The sequence below is a fragment of the Oxynema mangrovii CENA135 genome (genome assembly GCF_016632315.1).
Lineage (GTDB): Bacteria > Cyanobacteriota > Cyanobacteriia > Cyanobacteriales > Laspinemataceae > Oxynema > Oxynema aestuarii.
The window spans coordinates 663,206-679,253 of the sequence record NZ_JAEOXH010000002.1 but is presented as its reverse complement, the minus strand read 5'-3'; the positions used below and the strand labels follow the sequence as shown (position 1 = coordinate 679,253).

Here is a 16,048-nt window from a genome sequence, read left to right as displayed (position 1 = left end):
CATCTATCGAGCGCTATTGCCCCCGAATGCTTAGTTTAGCTTCAATCGAAGCTGAGTTTCCACAGTAAAAATGTGAGCCAAAATGTGAGCCAGTTTAAAACAAAGTTTAAGAACGCGCGGATCGCTCCTATTTTGCCGTGAAGCGCGATCGCCGATCTATTAGCCGATCTATGATTTGATCTTGACACCGATTCATGATTGATAGTTTGCGATCGCCGCGCGACGGGCGTAGTTTGATCTTTGTCGCGATCGCGTATCTCTTATTATTAGTGCCGTTCGCGATCGATCTCCCGGTCGGATGCTGGGGATTTTGGTTAATTGGCAGTAGTTTATTTTGTTTTTGTGCCTGTGTCATCAACCACAATCACCAACATTTGCCGATCTTTGTCAGACCCTGGATGAACCAAGTTTTTAACGTCATTTTAACCCCAATTCGCGGCCATACCGCGACTCAAATCGCGATTCCCCACAATTACAACCACCATATTTATCATGGCGATCGCCGGGATTGGATGAGTCCTGAATTGGCGGGAGAAGGCTGCGGTTGCGTGCGGTGGTTGCGCTATTTAGTGAGGGCTTCTCTCCATACCGCCCACCAAAGAAAACAACCGGACGCGCCGCAATTGTCCCGGGAACAACAACAAAGTTTACAACGGGAACGAGTCGTTTTATGGCTGTTTGTCGGCGCGATCGCGATCGCCAATCCCGTAAAAGCACTGTGGTTTGTCGGGATTCCCTGGGGGATGGCCGTCATTGCTTTACTCAGTGTCAATTTTATTCAGCACGACGGTTGCAATCCGGGCGATCGCTACAATTGCTCCCGTAATTTTACCAGTTCTTTGGGGAATTGGTTATTTTTTAATAACGGCTATCATACCATCCATCATTTGCGTCCGACCCTGCACTGGAGCGAGCTTCCCGAGGCCCACGATCGCCTCGTCAAACCCCATCTCAACCCCGATCTGGACGTGCGATCGATTCTCGGTTTCTTCCTATCGTCCTATTTATTGGCGTGGCGATCGCCGAAAATTAAAAATCCTTAATAATCCCTCGATCCCCGATATCTGGAATATTGTATCTTAAGAATATCGTCAGAATATCGTCTCGATCGAGGATGAGCGAACCATGACCACCGAGTCCGAATTTCTCTATCCGCACAGCCACTTTCACGGAGAACTTACCCCGGAAAATATCGAATTTCACAACAAAATGGAAGATTTCGTACAACGATCTTCTATTCTTTCTAATTTGGCGAGTAACGGTAAAATTTCTTTAGAGCAAGCGTTTACAGAGATCGGAGACCTTTGGGAAGAGCTTTGTCAGAAAAAAGAACAATTAAACATTGGCACGTCTTCCGATGTTAGCAAGAACGAACCCTCAGAAAAGCAGGAGCGATCTTAACTCGTAATTTCCTTCCCTATTTTTGGCAGCGCGATCGCCTTCGGTTCCGGTTCTTGACAAGGTTGGGGACCCGCCCAAAATCGAATAAATGCCGTCAAATATCCCGGGCGATCGCGGTCGGTATCGTCAAATTGCGGTAAATAAATCCAGGGAACATTTGGATATTGATGGTGGGCTAAATGCCAGTTAAAATTTAACAGCAAGCCTTGATACAACCCGTGCGCTTTTAAGTTGTGCGCCCCGTTTAAAACATGTCGGGGAGAATGGGCATGATTGATATATTGTTGCGACGACCAATTTAATCCATAACAGGCATAAAGGAGTAAATACCATTGCAGTTGTAAGTCGAGCCAGAAAAACAAGCTCACTTGAATGGCAATGACCGCCAAACATTCCAGGCGGATTTTTAGTAAATAATGGGCAGGCAATCCGTTAATCATCGCCGAGGCAGACGGGGCATCTTGCAGTAATTGATTTTGTAATAATTTCGGATAAATCAGTAAGGCGATCGTCGCGACGGGAACCGCCAACCAAAATAAGCCTAAATAAAGACTGTAAAAATAAAGCCGTTTCATCCCTAAGTTATCGGTGGGATAGTAGAGATCGAACATTTCCGCATCGGTACGATTGCGGCGGTGATGACCCAAGTGACAAGAACGCAAAAAGGTAAAGGAACCCGGGAAAAAAGCAGCGAGGAGAAAGCCAAATGTATTATTGATTTTTGGATGCCGATGAAACAGGTTATGTTCGGCTTCGTGCAGGAGGGAATAGAGGGGTAAAAACAGGAAGGAAAAGGCGATCGCGAAGCCGAAAGCAAGGCCAGCATGACCGACGTGAGAAGCGCCCCATTGCAGGCCCAATCCGGCGAAAACGATCGCGCAACTCAAACCGATATTGAGCCGTTCCGGTGGCGTTAAATCGAGGTGAGCCGGGGGAGGGAGTGGGGTGGGGTTCATAGGGAGTAGGAAGTCGGTAGGGTTGTCGTGGTTTGGAACATCTCGATGTTTGAACTTCTCCAATCTAAAATCTAAAATCTCAAATCTAAAATATACTTTAACCGAACTCGATTCAAACGCCAAAAACATGCTATTTAATGGGATTGGAATCGCGATCGCCGTGTTGGCGTCGGTCACGGCTTGGGCGATGGTTGTAGCGACCTTATATTTTCTGCGATCGCGCAGCATCGACCGAGGAGAATCGCCCGCCCCGCCAGGGGTGGAGTCGTCGGTGAGGGTGAGTATTCTCAAACCGATTAAGGGACTCGACGATCGCCTCGAACGCAATTTAGAGGCGTTTCTCAACTTACAGAGTATATCTTATGAAGTATTAATCGGCATCGGCGATCGCCGCGATCCGGCGTGGCCCGCGATCGATCGTTTTCTCGCGGCCCATCCGGAAGCGCCGATGCGGGTCATTTTCACCGACGCCCCGCCGGACGCCCACCCGAAAATGAGTAATTTGGCGGGGTTGGAAGCCCAGGCGCGCGGCGAGATTCTCCTGGTCAGCGATGGCAATACCTGCCCTCCACCGGACGCCCTGGAACGGTTGGTCGCCAGCTTTGCAGACCCGCAAATCGGCTTGGTGGCGGCGCCGTTTTTAGTGCGATCGCCGCTCACTTTGGGGGCGCGCTTGCGATCGCTGCGGATCGGGACGGCGATCGTCTGTTCGATTTGCGGCAGTTATACTTTATTCAAAACCCCGTTTGTGGTCGGTAAATGGATGGCGGTACGCCAACAAGCTTTGGCGGATATGGGGGGCTTTGCGGCGTTGACCGGGGTGATGTGCGCCGACGGTTTAATTTATCCGAAATTGCGCGCCCTCGGCTGGCGGGGGGCGATCGTTCCCCAGGCGATCGACGTATACTTAGGGCCGTGGAGTTGGCGTCAAGCCTGGAGCCAGCAGCTCCGGTGGTCCCGTCACGTGCGCTTCGTGGCGCCGATCGAAACGGCGGTCGAGTTTTTGTGGAATGGCCTATTTTTAGGCAGTTTGGCGATCGCCTTCGGCTGGGGAGGGGCGACGATCGCCGCTTGCGCGTTGGGGGCCGCCGGGTTGGGGATCTGGTGCGCTTACACGATCGCCTACGTGAGTTTGGGAGGCGCGGCGACCGACGTACTCCTGTTGCCGATCGTCGATCTGCAAATGCTGGCGATCGCCGTCTGGGCTTACGCCAGTAACGAAATCCAATGGCGGGGACGTCGGTTTTACATCGGGCCGGGAGGTCAGCTCGAACGCTCGGAAAGCCTCGATCCGACCGGGTGAGTCGGCTCGGGTGACGGTCGGGGGGCGGCGATCGGAATCACGATCCGAAAGGTCGTCCCGTTCCCGGGTTCGGACTCGCACTCGAACTGACCGCCGTGTTTTTCGACCACGATCTGATGGCTGATCGACAGGCCCATCCCGGTACCCTTGCCGATGTCCTTAGTCGTGAAGAAGGGGTCGAAAATGCGATTTTTGAGGTGTTCGGGAATTCCCGGCCCGTTGTCGCGAATTTCGATGGCGATCGTGTGATTTTTATGGCGTTCGGTGCTAATCCGAATGGAGGGCGTCGGCTCGGGGGGTTTATCTTGGTCGGAGTTGGCGACCCACGTTTCTTCGAGGGCGTCGATCGCGTTACCCAGAATATTCATAAACACCTGATTGAGCTGTCCGGCGTAGCATTCCACCGAGGGGAGGTCGCCGTAGTTTTTGACGATCTCGATCGCCGGGCGATCGCCCTTAGCTTTGATCCGGTGATGCAAGATCATCAAGGTACTGTCGATCCCGTCGTGAATGTTGACGGGTTTCATTTCCGATTGATCCAACCGGGAGAAGTTACGCAAACTCAGCACGATCTGACGGATGCGATCGGCGCCGACTTTCATCGAGGCGAGCATTTGCGGCAGGTCTTCGACTAAGAACTCGAAATCGATATCTTCCATCAAATCGACGATCTCGACATCCGGTTCGGGCAGGTGTTGTTGGTAGAGGTCGAGCAGTTCGAGCAAGTCGTGAGCGTACTCGGTGGCGTGGGCGAGGTTACCGTAGATGAAGTTAACGGGATTGTTGATTTCGTGGGCGACTCCGGCGACCAGTTGACCCAAACTCGACATTTTCTCGCTTTGGACGAGTTGACCTTGGGCGTGTTGCAAGTCTTCCAAAGCGACGGTCAGTTCCCGGGCTTTGGCTTCGGCGGTGGCGGCAGCTTGCTGGCTTTTGCGGTAGAGTTCGGCTTGGGAAATGGCGATCGCCGCTTGATCGCCGAGTTGTTGCACCAGTTCGATTTCGTCTTTACTCCACACTCTCGGCCCTTGACATTCGTGGGCGATCGTCAGTCCCCACAAGTCGGAACCCATGCGGATCGGTACGATCAAATTGGCTTTGACTTGCAAGCTTTCTAAAAATTCCCGGTGACAGGGGGTTAGATCTTCCATCGCGATATCGTCGATCGCCCGCACCCGCCCGCGCAGGTAGAGGTTACCGTAAGCTTGGGGAAAGCAATCCCCCGGACAACGGGTACCCAGAACGGATTTCCAGTTGCCGCGCACGTCTTCGACGGTGACTTCTCCGGTTCCGTCCCCTCGAAATTGGTAGATGACGACGCGATCGGTGTTGAGTAAATTACGGACGCGCCCGACGATCGTCTGCAAGATTTCGTCGAGGTCGAGGGTGCTGCGGATGCGATCGCTGACTTGCTTGAGAATGCGGGTAAATTTGAGGGTGTTTTGCAGTTGGGCGGTTCGTTGTTGGACTTGATATTCTAAGTTGGCGTTGAGGGCTGTGACTTCTTTGTAGAGCAGGTATTGGCCGATCGCCATCGAAAATTGATCGCCGAGGGCTTTCGCCATTTTGATTTCTTCGTCGGTCCACTCTCGGGCTTGGTTTTTTTTGAGTTCCCGCCACGCTTCAAAAGACTGTCGGGGCATCAGTTGGCGGACGTTACTGTTGAAGCGTCCGGCCCACAAGGTTTCGGTATCGACTTCTTGGCGGAAGATGCTCAGGTAACCGAGGAATTTTTGGCGGTAGTACAGGGGAACGACCAGAAGACCGCGAATTTGGGTGTTTTTGAAGGCGGGGGCGATCGCCGCCAAACTGGGGTCTTTGTACAGGTCGGCGATCGCGTCGGCGGGTTCGTAAACCTGGCTGCTATTGTGGCTGGGGCTTCGCCGCCGTTCTCGCCACTGGCGCCATTGGGGATGTTCTTCTAAAATGCGCGTCTCGGTCGCGTCGGGAAAGGTCGGGCGATCGCCCCACGCGAAAATTTCCGGCAGACGCCCCCCGCGAACGTCGTCGCCCCCGTCAGTGGGGGCAATGTACACCCGCCCCCCGCAACCGTCTAAGGATCGCACCGTCGCTTCTAGGGCCCCTTGCAGTTCGATCTCGGGACTGCCGTGCAGTAAGGTGGCGATCCGGTTGATCGTCGCCTCCCGCGCTTGTCGTTCTCGGGTTTTGGCGAGTAAGGTGGCTTGGGCGATCGCGATCGATACCTGGTCGGTAACGAGTTGTACCAGTTGTAAGTCTTCTTCGGAGATGTCCCGTTCTTCGGCGTGGTGGGAGACGATCAAACCCCACAGGTCGCCGTTGGCAATAATCGGGACGACCAGCGAACAGTAAACCCCCATCGCTTTGAGGTAGGTCATGTGACACGAATCGAGGGGGCGATAGGAGATTTCGACTCGTTCGCGATCGCCGGGATCTTCTCTGCCGTTGCAGTTAAACGGACTCAAGCCGATTTGTTGGGATCGAACTTTGACAATCGATCGCACTCGTTGTTGCAAAAAGCGCTCTCGCGCTTCCAGTGGGATGTCGTCCGGGGGAAAGTTGAGTCCTTTGAGGGAGCACAAGCTCCCTTCGTCAATCGACTCGGCAATCACTTCGCCACTACTATCGGGGTTGAAGCGATAGACCATCACGCGATCGGTTTCTAGGAACGAGCGGATCTCTGCCGCCGTTGCCGTGAGAATTTCTTCTAATTCGAGCGATTGTCGGATGCGATCGATCGTTCGGTGAAGTAAAACTTCCCGATCGAGTTTCTGTTGGAGCGATCGCACGTGATTTTCTGTGTGTTTCATTTTCTAAACTTAGACCGTACCAACGCCAAGGGAACCCCGTTTTTAACTTTTCCCCCCTTCCCCTCTTGAAAATTTCGGCGATTTTCCCCTTGCCACGAGCGTTCTTCCTGTTCTAGGAGAGGTTGGCAACATCAAAATGACACTCCCGAGTTTCAATCTTTTTAGATATTTTTGGAGATCGCCCGTCGATCGCGGCTTCACTCTTTTTGGAGCGAATTTTACCGGAGAGTTTATCCCCCTTCATTTAAGAGATACTGAGAGTTTGTTGGTGTTTCCTCCTGAATTTGGAAGAGGCGACGCTTGATGACGGAGTTATCCAAAAATTAGTTTTTTATTTGTTAAACTGAATTTTTCTCAAAATTTTTCCGAGAAAAAAGCAAATCGATTCCGATCGTTACAATCGGGTCTTGAACCGCGACGATCGCGGAGCTATCCAAATCGAACCAGATTCGACCGCAGAACTGCGTTCTTCAACTTTATATTTCAAAGCATGGCGATGTCGAGCGGGTTTTCACCCATTCGCGATCGAAATAAATCGAGATCGAGCCGCTTCAATCCACGAAGCACCTTCCGGATTGGCGATCGCCTCCTTTAGCGCTGAAATCGAGCGATATCGACCCTTTCAACTCGTTCTCAATTGGCCTTTTTATCCCAGCTCGGCAACGGGACACTCTAGAACCTAGACACTTTTGAGCCAAGCAGTCTTAGCCGAAATCAAGAGAAATTTCGACCTTCAACTCCGATGGAAAATCGACCCGAGCTTGATGGATATTTTCGATCCCCGATTTTTGAGTTTGTCAATTATGATAACAAGAAAATCGTGAAAATCTTGGGTTTGTATTGCTTAACACGGCGATCGCCCCCTCGCCGACGATCTCGGGGAGGGATCGCCGTCGAAATCGAGGTTTTGAGGCGATCGCCCTCGATCTCCACCGTCCGAACTGCTCTCGTTTTTCCGCTCTCTAAAACTTACTCAAACTTAATCATTTGATGTTTAGCTCCTAGCTTGGATCTTCCGAGACCTTTCCATCACGCTTGCTTACACGGCTGAGCTCTCCGCATTTTCTACATTAATTGCCGCATTTAAGTCACGATAAGAGTGAGACGTGACAGTCCGGACAGTCATACTGTCTTCGGTCCAGGGGCATTTTTCGTTGGTGTCCGCAGTTGGAACAGATCTGCCAACTGGGATACTACGGGTCAATCAGCGTTAATTGGCTCCCATACCACTCGCATTTATCCTCAAGCTGACGACGGAACTCATCAAACCCACCATCCACAATCGCACCAGCCAGCTTGTGATCTTTGAGCATCCCCGACACATTTAAGTCTTCGATTTTTACTTCACCGTGGTTCTTGGCTAAGTAAGTTGTTAACTTGTGTAAATGGTCCGCTCTCATATCGGCGATGCGTCGGTGGGCTTTAGCTAACTTAACTTGAGTTTTTTCTCGGTTTTTACCTCCTGTTTGACGGCGGCTTAGTTCTTTCTGGAGTTGGGCTAGTTTTTTCTGAGCCTGGCGATCGGCTTTTGGGTTGGCATAGGTTGTACCATCGCTCAGGGTCGCTTTTTAATTCCTACGTCTACCCCAATCCGCTCTCTTCCTTTTAAAGTGGCCTGGGGTTCAAAATCAATTTTGAAGGCAATATACCAGTCCCCTTCTCGTTTACTCATCGTGACGTTTTTGGGATGGACTGGCGGTAACTGTTCGTGGCTTTTTACCCAACCGATCCGAGGTAGCTTCACCCAATTACCGGAAACTTTAATGCTTCCTTCCAGGTAAAAACTCTCTTTGACCTTCTTTTTCTTAAACTTGGGGAAACCTGTTCCTTTGACTTGCCCAACTCGCTTAAACGCTTGATTGAGGTGACGCAACGCTTCTTGAGGGCTACATTTGGAGACTTCATAGTACCAAGGATTCTGGCTTTTTACCTCGGCGACTAATCTCTTGTGTAAGTCTATGGCGGTTGGCAGTTTACCTCCGGCTTCTAATGTTTCCTGACAGGTAGCGAGTCCCCAATTCCAAGCGGGTCGAGCGACTCCTGCGTGTTTCGCCATCAGCGTTCGTTGTCGGTTATTTAAGTCTAGCTTGGTCTTAAAGCCTTTCACTGACTTTTTTTAACTCCTCAACAATCTTTTTGTTCTTGCCATTTCGGCTACCATAAAGACGAGCCGAAAACACGGTAATGATTTCCAACACATCGTTGGCTAAGTCTTCCTCAAAACTGGCATCCTCAGTCCGATTTATAATCACAATCTCTACACCAAACTGCTCACAGATGCTGAACACTAGTTCAGCCCCGAATCTAAGTAACCTATCCTTATGGGTAAGAACCAGTCTGTCGATTTCACCCGATGTGATTAACCTCAGAAGACGCTTTAACCCACGCTTACTGTAATTCACCCCAGACCCTAAGTCTTGGATAATTTCATGCTCCCAACCATTTTGAGCGCAGAACAATTCAATAATTTCCTTTTGACGTTCTAGGTCTTGTTTCTGGTCGTGGCTACTGACTCGTGCATAACCGATTGTGTACGCTCTATGAGATTCAACACCGAGCAATTGAGACATAGAGTATCTTCGGTGTCCCGACGCTGTGCGCTCAGGGATTAATTTCCCTTCTGATTCCCAACGTCTTAATGTCGATGGTGATACTCCTTTGATTTTTGCGGCTTCGGAAATACTAAACTTACTCATAATCTTATTATAGCTTAAAAAATGAGTAATTTTAAAAAATTTTAGTGAGAAATTTAAACCCTATCTCCAGCCCTCACCCGCCCACCATTCTTTCAGTGAAAACAGCGCGATCGCGAAGCTGCGATCGCACCTCCATCAAGATTTTGCCCAGATGGTTCGCTCCCGTTTTTTCGGCGCCACACCCCCAGTAATAATCCGTGGGCGAATCTTCGACGATCGCCTCGTCTCCCGTCTCCAACAACACCTTTTGAATGTCCCTATGGGTGAGAAACTTCGTCAACACCGCTTCGTGCATGATCTCTCGTTTGACCCCTTCCCAATCCGAACGAACCTCGTATCCGCGATCGCGCCCCAACGCCGCCGCCTCTTCCGGCGTCTTCACCCCCCGGATTTTCTCTATCAACCCTTCGTCCCGAGTTCCGACAAACTTATGCGCTTGGTAATAATGTTCTACCGTCGGCCAGTCCCGATCGTTCAAATGAATCGAGTGAGGAGAAAAGTTAGAAAAACAGCCATAGGGATCCGGAACTTTATAAAAGTAAATGGTCATAGGATTGGAGTGGGAAGGGGAGAATCGGAATCGGTAGGGCGGGCATTTTGCCCACTTTCAAGCAAAAAAGGACACTATATCCATCCTAAATCAAAATCTGTAGGGCGGGCATCTTGCCCGCTTTCGACCCAGAAAGCCTCCTAGATCGAGGTCACAACTCCAATCGGATCGCTCTCAAACATTATCGATCTTAGATTTAAACTCTAAAATCCCAAATCTAAAATCCCAAATCTAAAATCTAAAAGATCGAATCCGGGTACAACCACTGCACCCGGATTGAATACCGATCGCCCTGCTTCCTTTACCGACCGCGACCGGGAATTAAGCTCCCTTTAATATGTTTGATCGCTTTACTCGCAATTTCGCCGTAGCGCAATTCGCCGCAGAGAATTTGACCCATGCGATAAGTCGCCGCAGGTTGCTTGATGACCACTTTATAAGCCAAACCGGGAAACTGATAGAAGACCCCCGCCAGTCTTCCCGCCCAAGTCATATCGCTTCCCCACTCCTCATTCATGACTTGAGTGTAGGCTTCTAAAGCCTTAGCGTCGCCGCCGAGGGCGCCATCGATCGCCTCAGCCGCTTTCATCCCGCTATACATCGACGGACGAATCCCTTCCGCCGTGAGCGGATCGACCATACAAGCCGCTTCCCCAGCTAACAGCGCATTTTGGGTATGTAATTTCTGCTCGCCGTCCCACAAACACAACCCATGTTCGTAATGTTTGGCGCCGTCGAGGTTCAACCCGAGTTGACCCGCATAAGTCTGCATGGTCTTATCCAGGTTATCTTTACTGCGCCCTTGCAACGCCGCCGCGCCAATCGAGTAGCCGTCAGCTTTCGGGAAGTTCCAGATAAACCCTTTTTTGACTTGTCCGAGGTCGAACTGAATCCGCGCCGAGTCGTCGGTTTCGCTTCCGGAAACTTCGATCGCCCATGCGCTATGGGGTTTGCGTTCTTTAAACCCGAGCAATTTCGGCATCGGTCCTTTGGCGCCATCCGCCGCAATCAGATAGCGTCCTTCCACGGGTTCGCCGTTGGTGGTGACGGTCCAGCGATCGCCCGCGAACTTGACCCCGGTCACTTCGGTACGGTCGCGCACTTCGGCCCCTAGGGCTTTGGCTTGGTCGATCAAGAAATTGTCGAACACGTCCCGGCGAACCATCCACATCGGTTCCGGGGTTTCAATTTCGGCATCGATCGGATCGCCACCTTGCCAGGTATAACGCAGTTGTTTGACTTTCAAAGAAATAGCCGGAGAAAAATCGAAGTCAAACCATTGGGCGATCGCCGGAGAAACACCGCCCCCACAGGGTTTGTAGCGCGGTAGGGCTTCTTTTTCGAGAACCAAGACCGAACGCCCCCGTTTGGCCAAGTGATAGGCTGCCGTGCCCCCTGCCGGGCCACCACCGACGATAATGCAGTCAAACATCATGCGTAAACTTTCACTCCTCAATAAACTTTTTAGATTGAGTCACGCCACTGGCGATCTCATACATCCCTCGCGCCCAGGGTTCGGGATGGTAGATTTTAGAATTTAGATATTTTTAGATTTTAGATTTTCGATGGGAAAGATTGGCAAGTTTTAACGAGTGTGGGTTCTACAAATCAATTTTTGCGCTCGTGCGACCCACCCTTTAGAACCCTTATCCATCGACCATTTCCCCTAGGGGGAAACAGCTAGCCCGTGTACCAAACTCCGGCTAGCTGTCAGCAATTTTTAGGGCTTCAAACGGTCTTGATGTCTTCTTCTTTAGCCGCGAGCAATTCGTCAATTTTGGCGGTATATTTATCCGTCAACTTTTGGATGCGATCTTGTAAATCCCGAGATTCATCTTCGGAAATATCGCTATTTTTTTCCTGTTTGCGAATGCTGTCGATCGCGTCGCGGCGGATATTGCGAATGGCGACTCTGCCTTCTTCGGCATATTTTCCGGCCAATTTCACAAATTCGTTGCGGCGATCGCTCGTCAACGGCGGAATGTTCAAGCGAACGATACTCCCGTCATTGTTCGGCGTCAAGCCGATGTCGGACATCGAAATCGCTTTTTCGATCGCCGCCAAACTAGAGCGATCGTAGGGCTGAATGGCGATCGTGCTGGCATCTGGAGTGCTGATATTGGCCAGAGATTTGAGCGGGGTGGGAGAACCGTAATATTCCACCATCACCCGGTCGAGTAAAGCGGCGTTCGCGCGACCCGTGCGAATGGTGTTAAAAGAGCGCTGAGTCGCCTCAACCGCCTTACTCATATGACTTTCAACTTCAGATAACTTCACAGTAACCTCCCACTATGGTTCCGACTTTTTCTCCCATGACGGCTCGACAAATATTATTTTTAACCGTAAGGTCAAACACCACGATCGGGATATTGTTCTCTTTGCACAGCGCGATCGCGGTACTGTCCATCACGCGCAAGTCGTTCGCCAGGACGTGACCGTAGGTCAAGCTTTCGTAGCGTCGAGCTTCAGGGTTTTGATGGGGATCGCAATCGTACACCCCATCGACTTTCGTAGCTTTAAAAATCACCTCTGCATCGATTTCTGCCGCTCTCAGAGCAGCCGTAGTATCGGTGGTAAAGAAAGGATTGCCCGATCCGGCGCCGAAAATCACCACCCGTTTTTTCTCCAAATGGCGCATGGCGCGACGGCGAATGTAGGGCTCGGCGACTTCCTGCATCGAAATCGCGGTTTGAACTCGGGTGGGTACCCCAATTTGTTCGAGGGCATCTTGCAAGGTCATGGCGTTCATGACCGTGGCAATCATGCCGATATAATCCGCCGTGGCCCGATCCATCCCTGCCGCAGCGCCCTTGACGCCGCGAAAGATATTGCCGCCACCGACGACGATCGCGACTTCTACCCCTTTAGAGGTGACTTCCGCGACTTGTTCGGCGATGCCTTGAACGACCCCCGGATCGATGCCGTAGGCAAGATCGCCCATTAGGGCTTCACCGCTTAGTTTGAGCAAAACCCGACGGTAAACTATCCCCATGCACTCACTCTTTTCCCAACTCTAATTGCCTCCACCATAAGATAGCAGCACGAAGCCATTTTGCCACCACCTGATTTGAACGCGGGCGGCACAGTGGCGAGATCTCGAAGGCTCGGAGGCTGCCCCAAAGGTGGCGCGCAAGGACGCGCGGACGTTTACGATGGGGACTGGCGCCACTTCAGGGAACAGCCGACAGGTTGAGACGATGGGATCCGAATGGTTTCGCCGTCGAGCAGTTGGGCGATCGCGTCGCGCAAGTAATGCACTCCCACGGCTTCGGGGTCGTCGGGACTGTCATCGATCGCGCCACTGTAGCCGACAACACCACTTTGGTCGAGTAAAAACACTTGAGGAGTCAGGTGCGCCCCAAAACTGGCGGCAACATCTTGATTCGCATCTCGCAAATACGGAAAATTCAACCCGTGTTCCCGGGCGAAACTTTTCATTTTCTCAAACCCATCTTCGGGGTATTGAACCGCATCGTTGGAGTTGATCCCGATTAGGGTAAAGTCTCGCCCCTCGAACTGGCTTTGAATTTGCTTGAGCCGTTCTAAATAGCCTCGCACGTAAGGACAGTGATTGCACATGAAAACGGTGCAAACGGCACGATACCTGTCGAGGTAGCGGGCGAGATGGTGCACTTGGTCGTCAATCCCCGGTAACTCGAAATCTGGGGCGTGGATGCCGATGCTTTTCCCGGTATTTTCCATAAGAAAACACTCTATCTACAGTGGACGGTTTAATCAATGAGGGGCGATCTAGGGGGGCGAAGGTTGACCTTGACTCCGATTCCCTCCAGGGCAGGTTCGATTCTTATTTTTCCTTTACTTTAGTCTTTGACGCTCCTTAGCGATCGCGGCGTGGGGATTCTTCCTTCAACGATCCGATTTACCCTGACAGGTTGGCTCCCGTCAAAGTAGCGGTCGAATCTCCAGAAGCATTTGGGTCATCGACCCGAGTTCCGGTATGCCCTACCGCACTCAAGGCAGTCTTCAGACTATTAATGGCGGCGTTGTGGTCTCTGTCGAGTTCCCACCCGCACCGACAAATCGTTGAGGACTGCTATAGCAATCCTAAATGATTTGGAACCTCTGTAGGGAGCAAAATGCTCCTACTCCCAAGGGATTGAGGTGGGCCACGCCGACGATTGCCATGGCCCGATCGCCTCTAAGACAAAAGCGCCGATCGCCCTTTAAAATAATCCCTAAACGCTCGATCCCTGTTTTGCGCGATCGCCCACAGAAAAGTACGGACAGATAGCCGATGAATAGTTGTATTTTAATGGCGGAAATTATTGAAGCGCCGCAATTGCGATATACAAATGACAACCTGGCGATCGCCGAGATGTTGGTGCAATTCCCCGCACTGCGCTCCGACGACCCCCCGGAAACGCTCAAAGTTGTCGGCTGGGGCAATCGTGCCGAGGAAATCCACAACGACTTCAAACTCGGCGATCGCGTCGTCCTCGAAGGGCGCCTCAAAATGGAAACCCGGGAAATGCCCCAGGGCTATAAAGAGAAACGCGCCGAACTCACGGTGCAACGGGTTCATCGCCTCGACGGTAGCGCCTCCCAAACCGCCCCCGCTCCCACCGCCGCGCGATCGCCCGCGCCGAGTAACTTAGTGAGCATGGAATCGCGCCGCCCGGAACCCCCGGTGGAGCGTTCGCAGCCCTCCCGTCCGGCAGCACCGCCGCCCCCCACCCCCCGTCCGACAGCTCCCAGTTTCAACGACAGTGACGACGACATGGACGACGAAATCCCGTTTTAAGCGGAAAATGCTACTGGGGTGCTGGCTAGCGCCCCTGCGCGATCTGGCGATCGTGCAGAAGTTCCGCGATTCGCCTAACTCCTAATACAGTCAATTTGAAACCACAATATTTTCTAAACCTGTCTCCAGCCCTCGATCGAGATGGATCGCCTCGAGGGACACGGTAGTGCCCTATCCCCAATGCCGTGCCCCCAACGGGATGTCCCCACCAAATCATTCACCCAACAAGCGTTTAATCTCCTCCTCGGTCAACGGATTTTCCCCGGCGCGCAAGGTATCGATATATCCCTGCACGATTTCTTGAGCTCCTTCATCCTCACTTAATTCGATGAAGCTTTCAAACGCTTGAATCGCGCCTTCCGTATCTCCCGTGAGGGCTTTGGCGATGCCCAGATTGCCTCGCTCGCCCGCATCGTTCGGTGCTAACTTGACGGCGTTTTCGCAGGCTGCCAGCGCCGCCTCGGCCTCACCGCGCAAGCTGCCATACCAACAGAGATTATTCCAAGTTAGGGCAGAAATTTCCAAAGTTGAATCGATTTTCTGGGCGGCAGTATAAGCCTCAATCGCCGCTTTATACTTTCGGTCTGCCGCGAATTGCTTCGCCTGGTCCACCCAAGCAGCAGCCGCAAGTTTTCTTGCTTCCGCTTCCGGGTTCAGGTCGAGAGAGTCGTCCAGTTTCAACGCTTGTTGGAATTTCTCTCTCGCTACCTCCACCCGACCCTCGCGGGCGAGTTGTTTCCCTTGTTCCACTAATGCAGATACGGCAATTTGGATGGCTTCCGATTCCGGGTCCAGTTCCAGAGTCTCGTCCCATTTCAACGCTTCTTGGAATTTTTCCGCAGCTTCGTCAACTTTACCCTCACTGGCGAGTTTTTTGCCTTGTGCCACCAAAGCCGGGACGCCGAGTTCCGTGGCTTTCGCTTCCGGGTCGAGGTCGAGAGTCTCGTCCAGACTCACCGCTTGTTGGAATTTCGCAATGGCTTCGTCAATTTCACCCGCCTTGGCGAGTTCTTCCCCTTGTTTCACTAACGTGGAAGTGGCAATTTCGATGGCTTTCGCTTCCGGGTCGAGGTCGAGGGTCTCGTCCAGTTTCACCGCTTGTTGGAATTTCGCTCTCGCTTCCTCCACTTGGGCTTCCCGGGCCAACTCTTCCCCTTGTGCCACCAAAGCGGGAACGGCAAGGCGTTTGGCTTCCGCTTCCGGGTCGAGGTCGAGAGAGTCGTCCAGTTTCAAGGCGCGTTTGAACTGAGTCACGGCCCCCGAGAAATCGCCATCCCGGGCGATAGCCTTGCCGTGACGCACCAGAAAATCTGCCGACTCGGTGGGACTCCAGGCATACTTCTGACAGGTTTTGCCAGCATCGCGGGCGATGTCGGTTTGCGGGTGAACGAGGACCGGATGATACTGCAACTGATTGCAGGCCATTTGCAGCCAATGTTTCCAATCACCCGCGTGCCACAAGCGCACGGTGTTGTCCGTACTGCCACTGACGATCGTCTGTCCGTCGGGGCTGAAGGCGACGGCTAAGACCGAACTCTGATGGCCGCGCCAGGGTTCGCCGATCGCTTCCCCCTGGCGGGTCCACAAGCGC

13 protein-coding genes and 1 pseudogene are annotated in these 16,048 nt (G+C 52.2%); 4 read left to right on the top strand and 10 right to left on the bottom strand.

Annotated features, from left to right (window positions below; all coding sequences use genetic code 11):
- Nucleotides 1–194 precede the first annotated feature (194 nt).
- Both JJD41_RS16600 and JJD41_RS16595 read left to right on the top strand, forming a co-directional pair.
- Nucleotides 195–1,043, top strand: a complete 849-nt coding sequence (locus tag JJD41_RS16600; RefSeq protein ID WP_200668535.1) for a fatty acid desaturase family protein — start codon at nucleotides 195–197, stop codon at nucleotides 1,041–1,043.
- Between the two features lie 82 nt (nucleotides 1,044–1,125).
- Nucleotides 1,126–1,401: a DUF7219 family protein gene (locus tag JJD41_RS16595; protein WP_200668533.1), complete on the top strand. Its 276-nt coding sequence runs from the start codon at nucleotides 1,126–1,128 to the stop codon at nucleotides 1,399–1,401.
- Here the strand turns inward: JJD41_RS16595 and JJD41_RS16590 are convergent.
- Nucleotides 1,398–2,357: a fatty acid desaturase family protein gene (locus JJD41_RS16590; protein ID WP_200668531.1), complete on the bottom strand. Its 960-nt coding sequence runs from the start codon at nucleotides 2,355–2,357 to the stop codon at nucleotides 1,398–1,400. The two genes, JJD41_RS16595 and JJD41_RS16590, sit on opposite strands and share 4 nt — an antisense overlap.
- A 127-nt stretch (nucleotides 2,358–2,484) precedes the next feature.
- On the opposite strand from JJD41_RS16590, the gene JJD41_RS16585 reads away from it, so the two are divergent.
- Nucleotides 2,485–3,660 carry a glycosyltransferase gene (locus tag JJD41_RS16585; RefSeq protein WP_200668529.1) on the top strand — a complete coding sequence of 392 codons (1,176 nt, stop codon included), beginning with the start codon at nucleotides 2,485–2,487 and terminating at the stop codon, nucleotides 3,658–3,660.
- Here JJD41_RS16585 and JJD41_RS16580 read toward each other — a convergent pair.
- From JJD41_RS16580 to JJD41_RS16545, 8 genes and pseudogenes are all read right to left on the bottom strand, one after another.
- A complete protein-coding gene (locus JJD41_RS16580) occupies nucleotides 3,621–6,449 on the bottom strand; it encodes a GAF domain-containing sensor histidine kinase (protein WP_200668517.1) in 2,829 nt (942 codons plus the stop codon). The two genes, JJD41_RS16585 and JJD41_RS16580, sit on opposite strands and share 40 nt — an antisense overlap.
- Before the next feature lie 1,039 nt (nucleotides 6,450–7,488).
- A pseudogene (locus JJD41_RS25760) lies at nucleotides 7,489–8,505 on the bottom strand (RNA-guided endonuclease InsQ/TnpB family protein).
- A gap of 37 nt (nucleotides 8,506–8,542) precedes the next feature.
- Nucleotides 8,543–9,145, bottom strand: a complete 603-nt coding sequence (locus tag JJD41_RS16570) for an IS607 family transposase (protein ID WP_200668506.1) — start codon at nucleotides 9,143–9,145, stop codon at nucleotides 8,543–8,545.
- A 73-nt stretch (nucleotides 9,146–9,218) separates the two neighbouring features.
- The gene (locus JJD41_RS16565; RefSeq protein ID WP_200668504.1) at nucleotides 9,219–9,695 is read right to left on the bottom strand and encodes an NADAR family protein; all 477 of its coding nucleotides are present in this window, start codon (nucleotides 9,693–9,695) and stop codon (nucleotides 9,219–9,221) included.
- 301 nt (nucleotides 9,696–9,996) lie between these two features.
- The gene (locus JJD41_RS16560) at nucleotides 9,997–11,127 is read right to left on the bottom strand and encodes a geranylgeranyl reductase family protein (RefSeq protein ID WP_200668502.1); all 1,131 of its coding nucleotides are present in this window, start codon (nucleotides 11,125–11,127) and stop codon (nucleotides 9,997–9,999) included.
- Nucleotides 11,128–11,423: 296 nt separating this feature from the next.
- A complete protein-coding gene (gene frr, locus JJD41_RS16555) occupies nucleotides 11,424–11,972 on the bottom strand; it encodes a ribosome recycling factor (protein ID WP_200668500.1) in 549 nt (182 codons plus the stop codon).
- Entirely contained in the window at nucleotides 11,959–12,687 is a 729-nt protein-coding gene (gene pyrH / locus JJD41_RS16550; RefSeq protein ID WP_168570932.1) for a UMP kinase, read from the bottom strand. The genes frr and pyrH overlap by 14 nt, the downstream gene beginning before the upstream one ends.
- 155 nt (nucleotides 12,688–12,842) lie before the next feature.
- On the bottom strand, nucleotides 12,843–13,397 hold the full coding sequence (locus JJD41_RS16545) for a thioredoxin family protein (protein WP_200668498.1): 555 nt from the start codon (nucleotides 13,395–13,397) through the stop codon (nucleotides 12,843–12,845).
- Between the two features lie 553 nt (nucleotides 13,398–13,950).
- On the opposite strand from JJD41_RS16545, the gene JJD41_RS16540 reads away from it, so the two are divergent.
- The gene (locus JJD41_RS16540; protein ID WP_168570930.1) at nucleotides 13,951–14,457 is read left to right on the top strand and encodes a single-stranded DNA-binding protein; all 507 of its coding nucleotides are present in this window, start codon (nucleotides 13,951–13,953) and stop codon (nucleotides 14,455–14,457) included.
- Between the two features lie 213 nt (nucleotides 14,458–14,670).
- On the opposite strand, the gene JJD41_RS16535 is transcribed toward JJD41_RS16540, so the two are convergent.
- The coding region (locus tag JJD41_RS16535) for a tetratricopeptide repeat protein (protein ID WP_200668496.1) at nucleotides 14,671–16,048 on the bottom strand (1,378 nt) is incomplete at its 5' end.

Bases quoted from the DNA above. Each gene is read 5' to 3' on its own strand.
- JJD41_RS16565 (WP_200668504.1), bottom strand. From the start codon at position 9,695: ATGACCATTTACTTTTATAAAGTTCCGGATCCCTATGGCTGTTTTTCT.
- JJD41_RS16585 (WP_200668529.1), top strand. From the start codon at position 2,485: ATGCTATTTAATGGGATTGGAATCGCGATCGCCGTGTTGGCGTCGGTC.
- pyrH (WP_168570932.1), bottom strand. From the start codon at position 12,687: ATGGGGATAGTTTACCGTCGGGTTTTGCTCAAACTAAGCGGTGAAGCC.
- JJD41_RS16590 (WP_200668531.1), bottom strand. From the start codon at position 2,357: ATGAACCCCACCCCACTCCCTCCCCCGGCTCACCTCGATTTAACGCCA.
- JJD41_RS16595 (WP_200668533.1), top strand. From the start codon at position 1,126: ATGACCACCGAGTCCGAATTTCTCTATCCGCACAGCCACTTTCACGGA.
- JJD41_RS16600 (WP_200668535.1), top strand. From the start codon at position 195: ATGATTGATAGTTTGCGATCGCCGCGCGACGGGCGTAGTTTGATCTTT.
- JJD41_RS16560 (WP_200668502.1), bottom strand. From the start codon at position 11,127: ATGTTTGACTGCATTATCGTCGGTGGTGGCCCGGCAGGGGGCACGGCA.
- JJD41_RS16545 (WP_200668498.1), bottom strand. From the start codon at position 13,397: ATGGAAAATACCGGGAAAAGCATCGGCATCCACGCCCCAGATTTCGAG.
- JJD41_RS16540 (WP_168570930.1), top strand. From the start codon at position 13,951: ATGAATAGTTGTATTTTAATGGCGGAAATTATTGAAGCGCCGCAATTG.
- JJD41_RS16570 (WP_200668506.1), bottom strand. From the start codon at position 9,145: ATGAGTAAGTTTAGTATTTCCGAAGCCGCAAAAATCAAAGGAGTATCA.
- JJD41_RS16580 (WP_200668517.1), bottom strand. From the start codon at position 6,449: ATGAAACACACAGAAAATCACGTGCGATCGCTCCAACAGAAACTCGAT.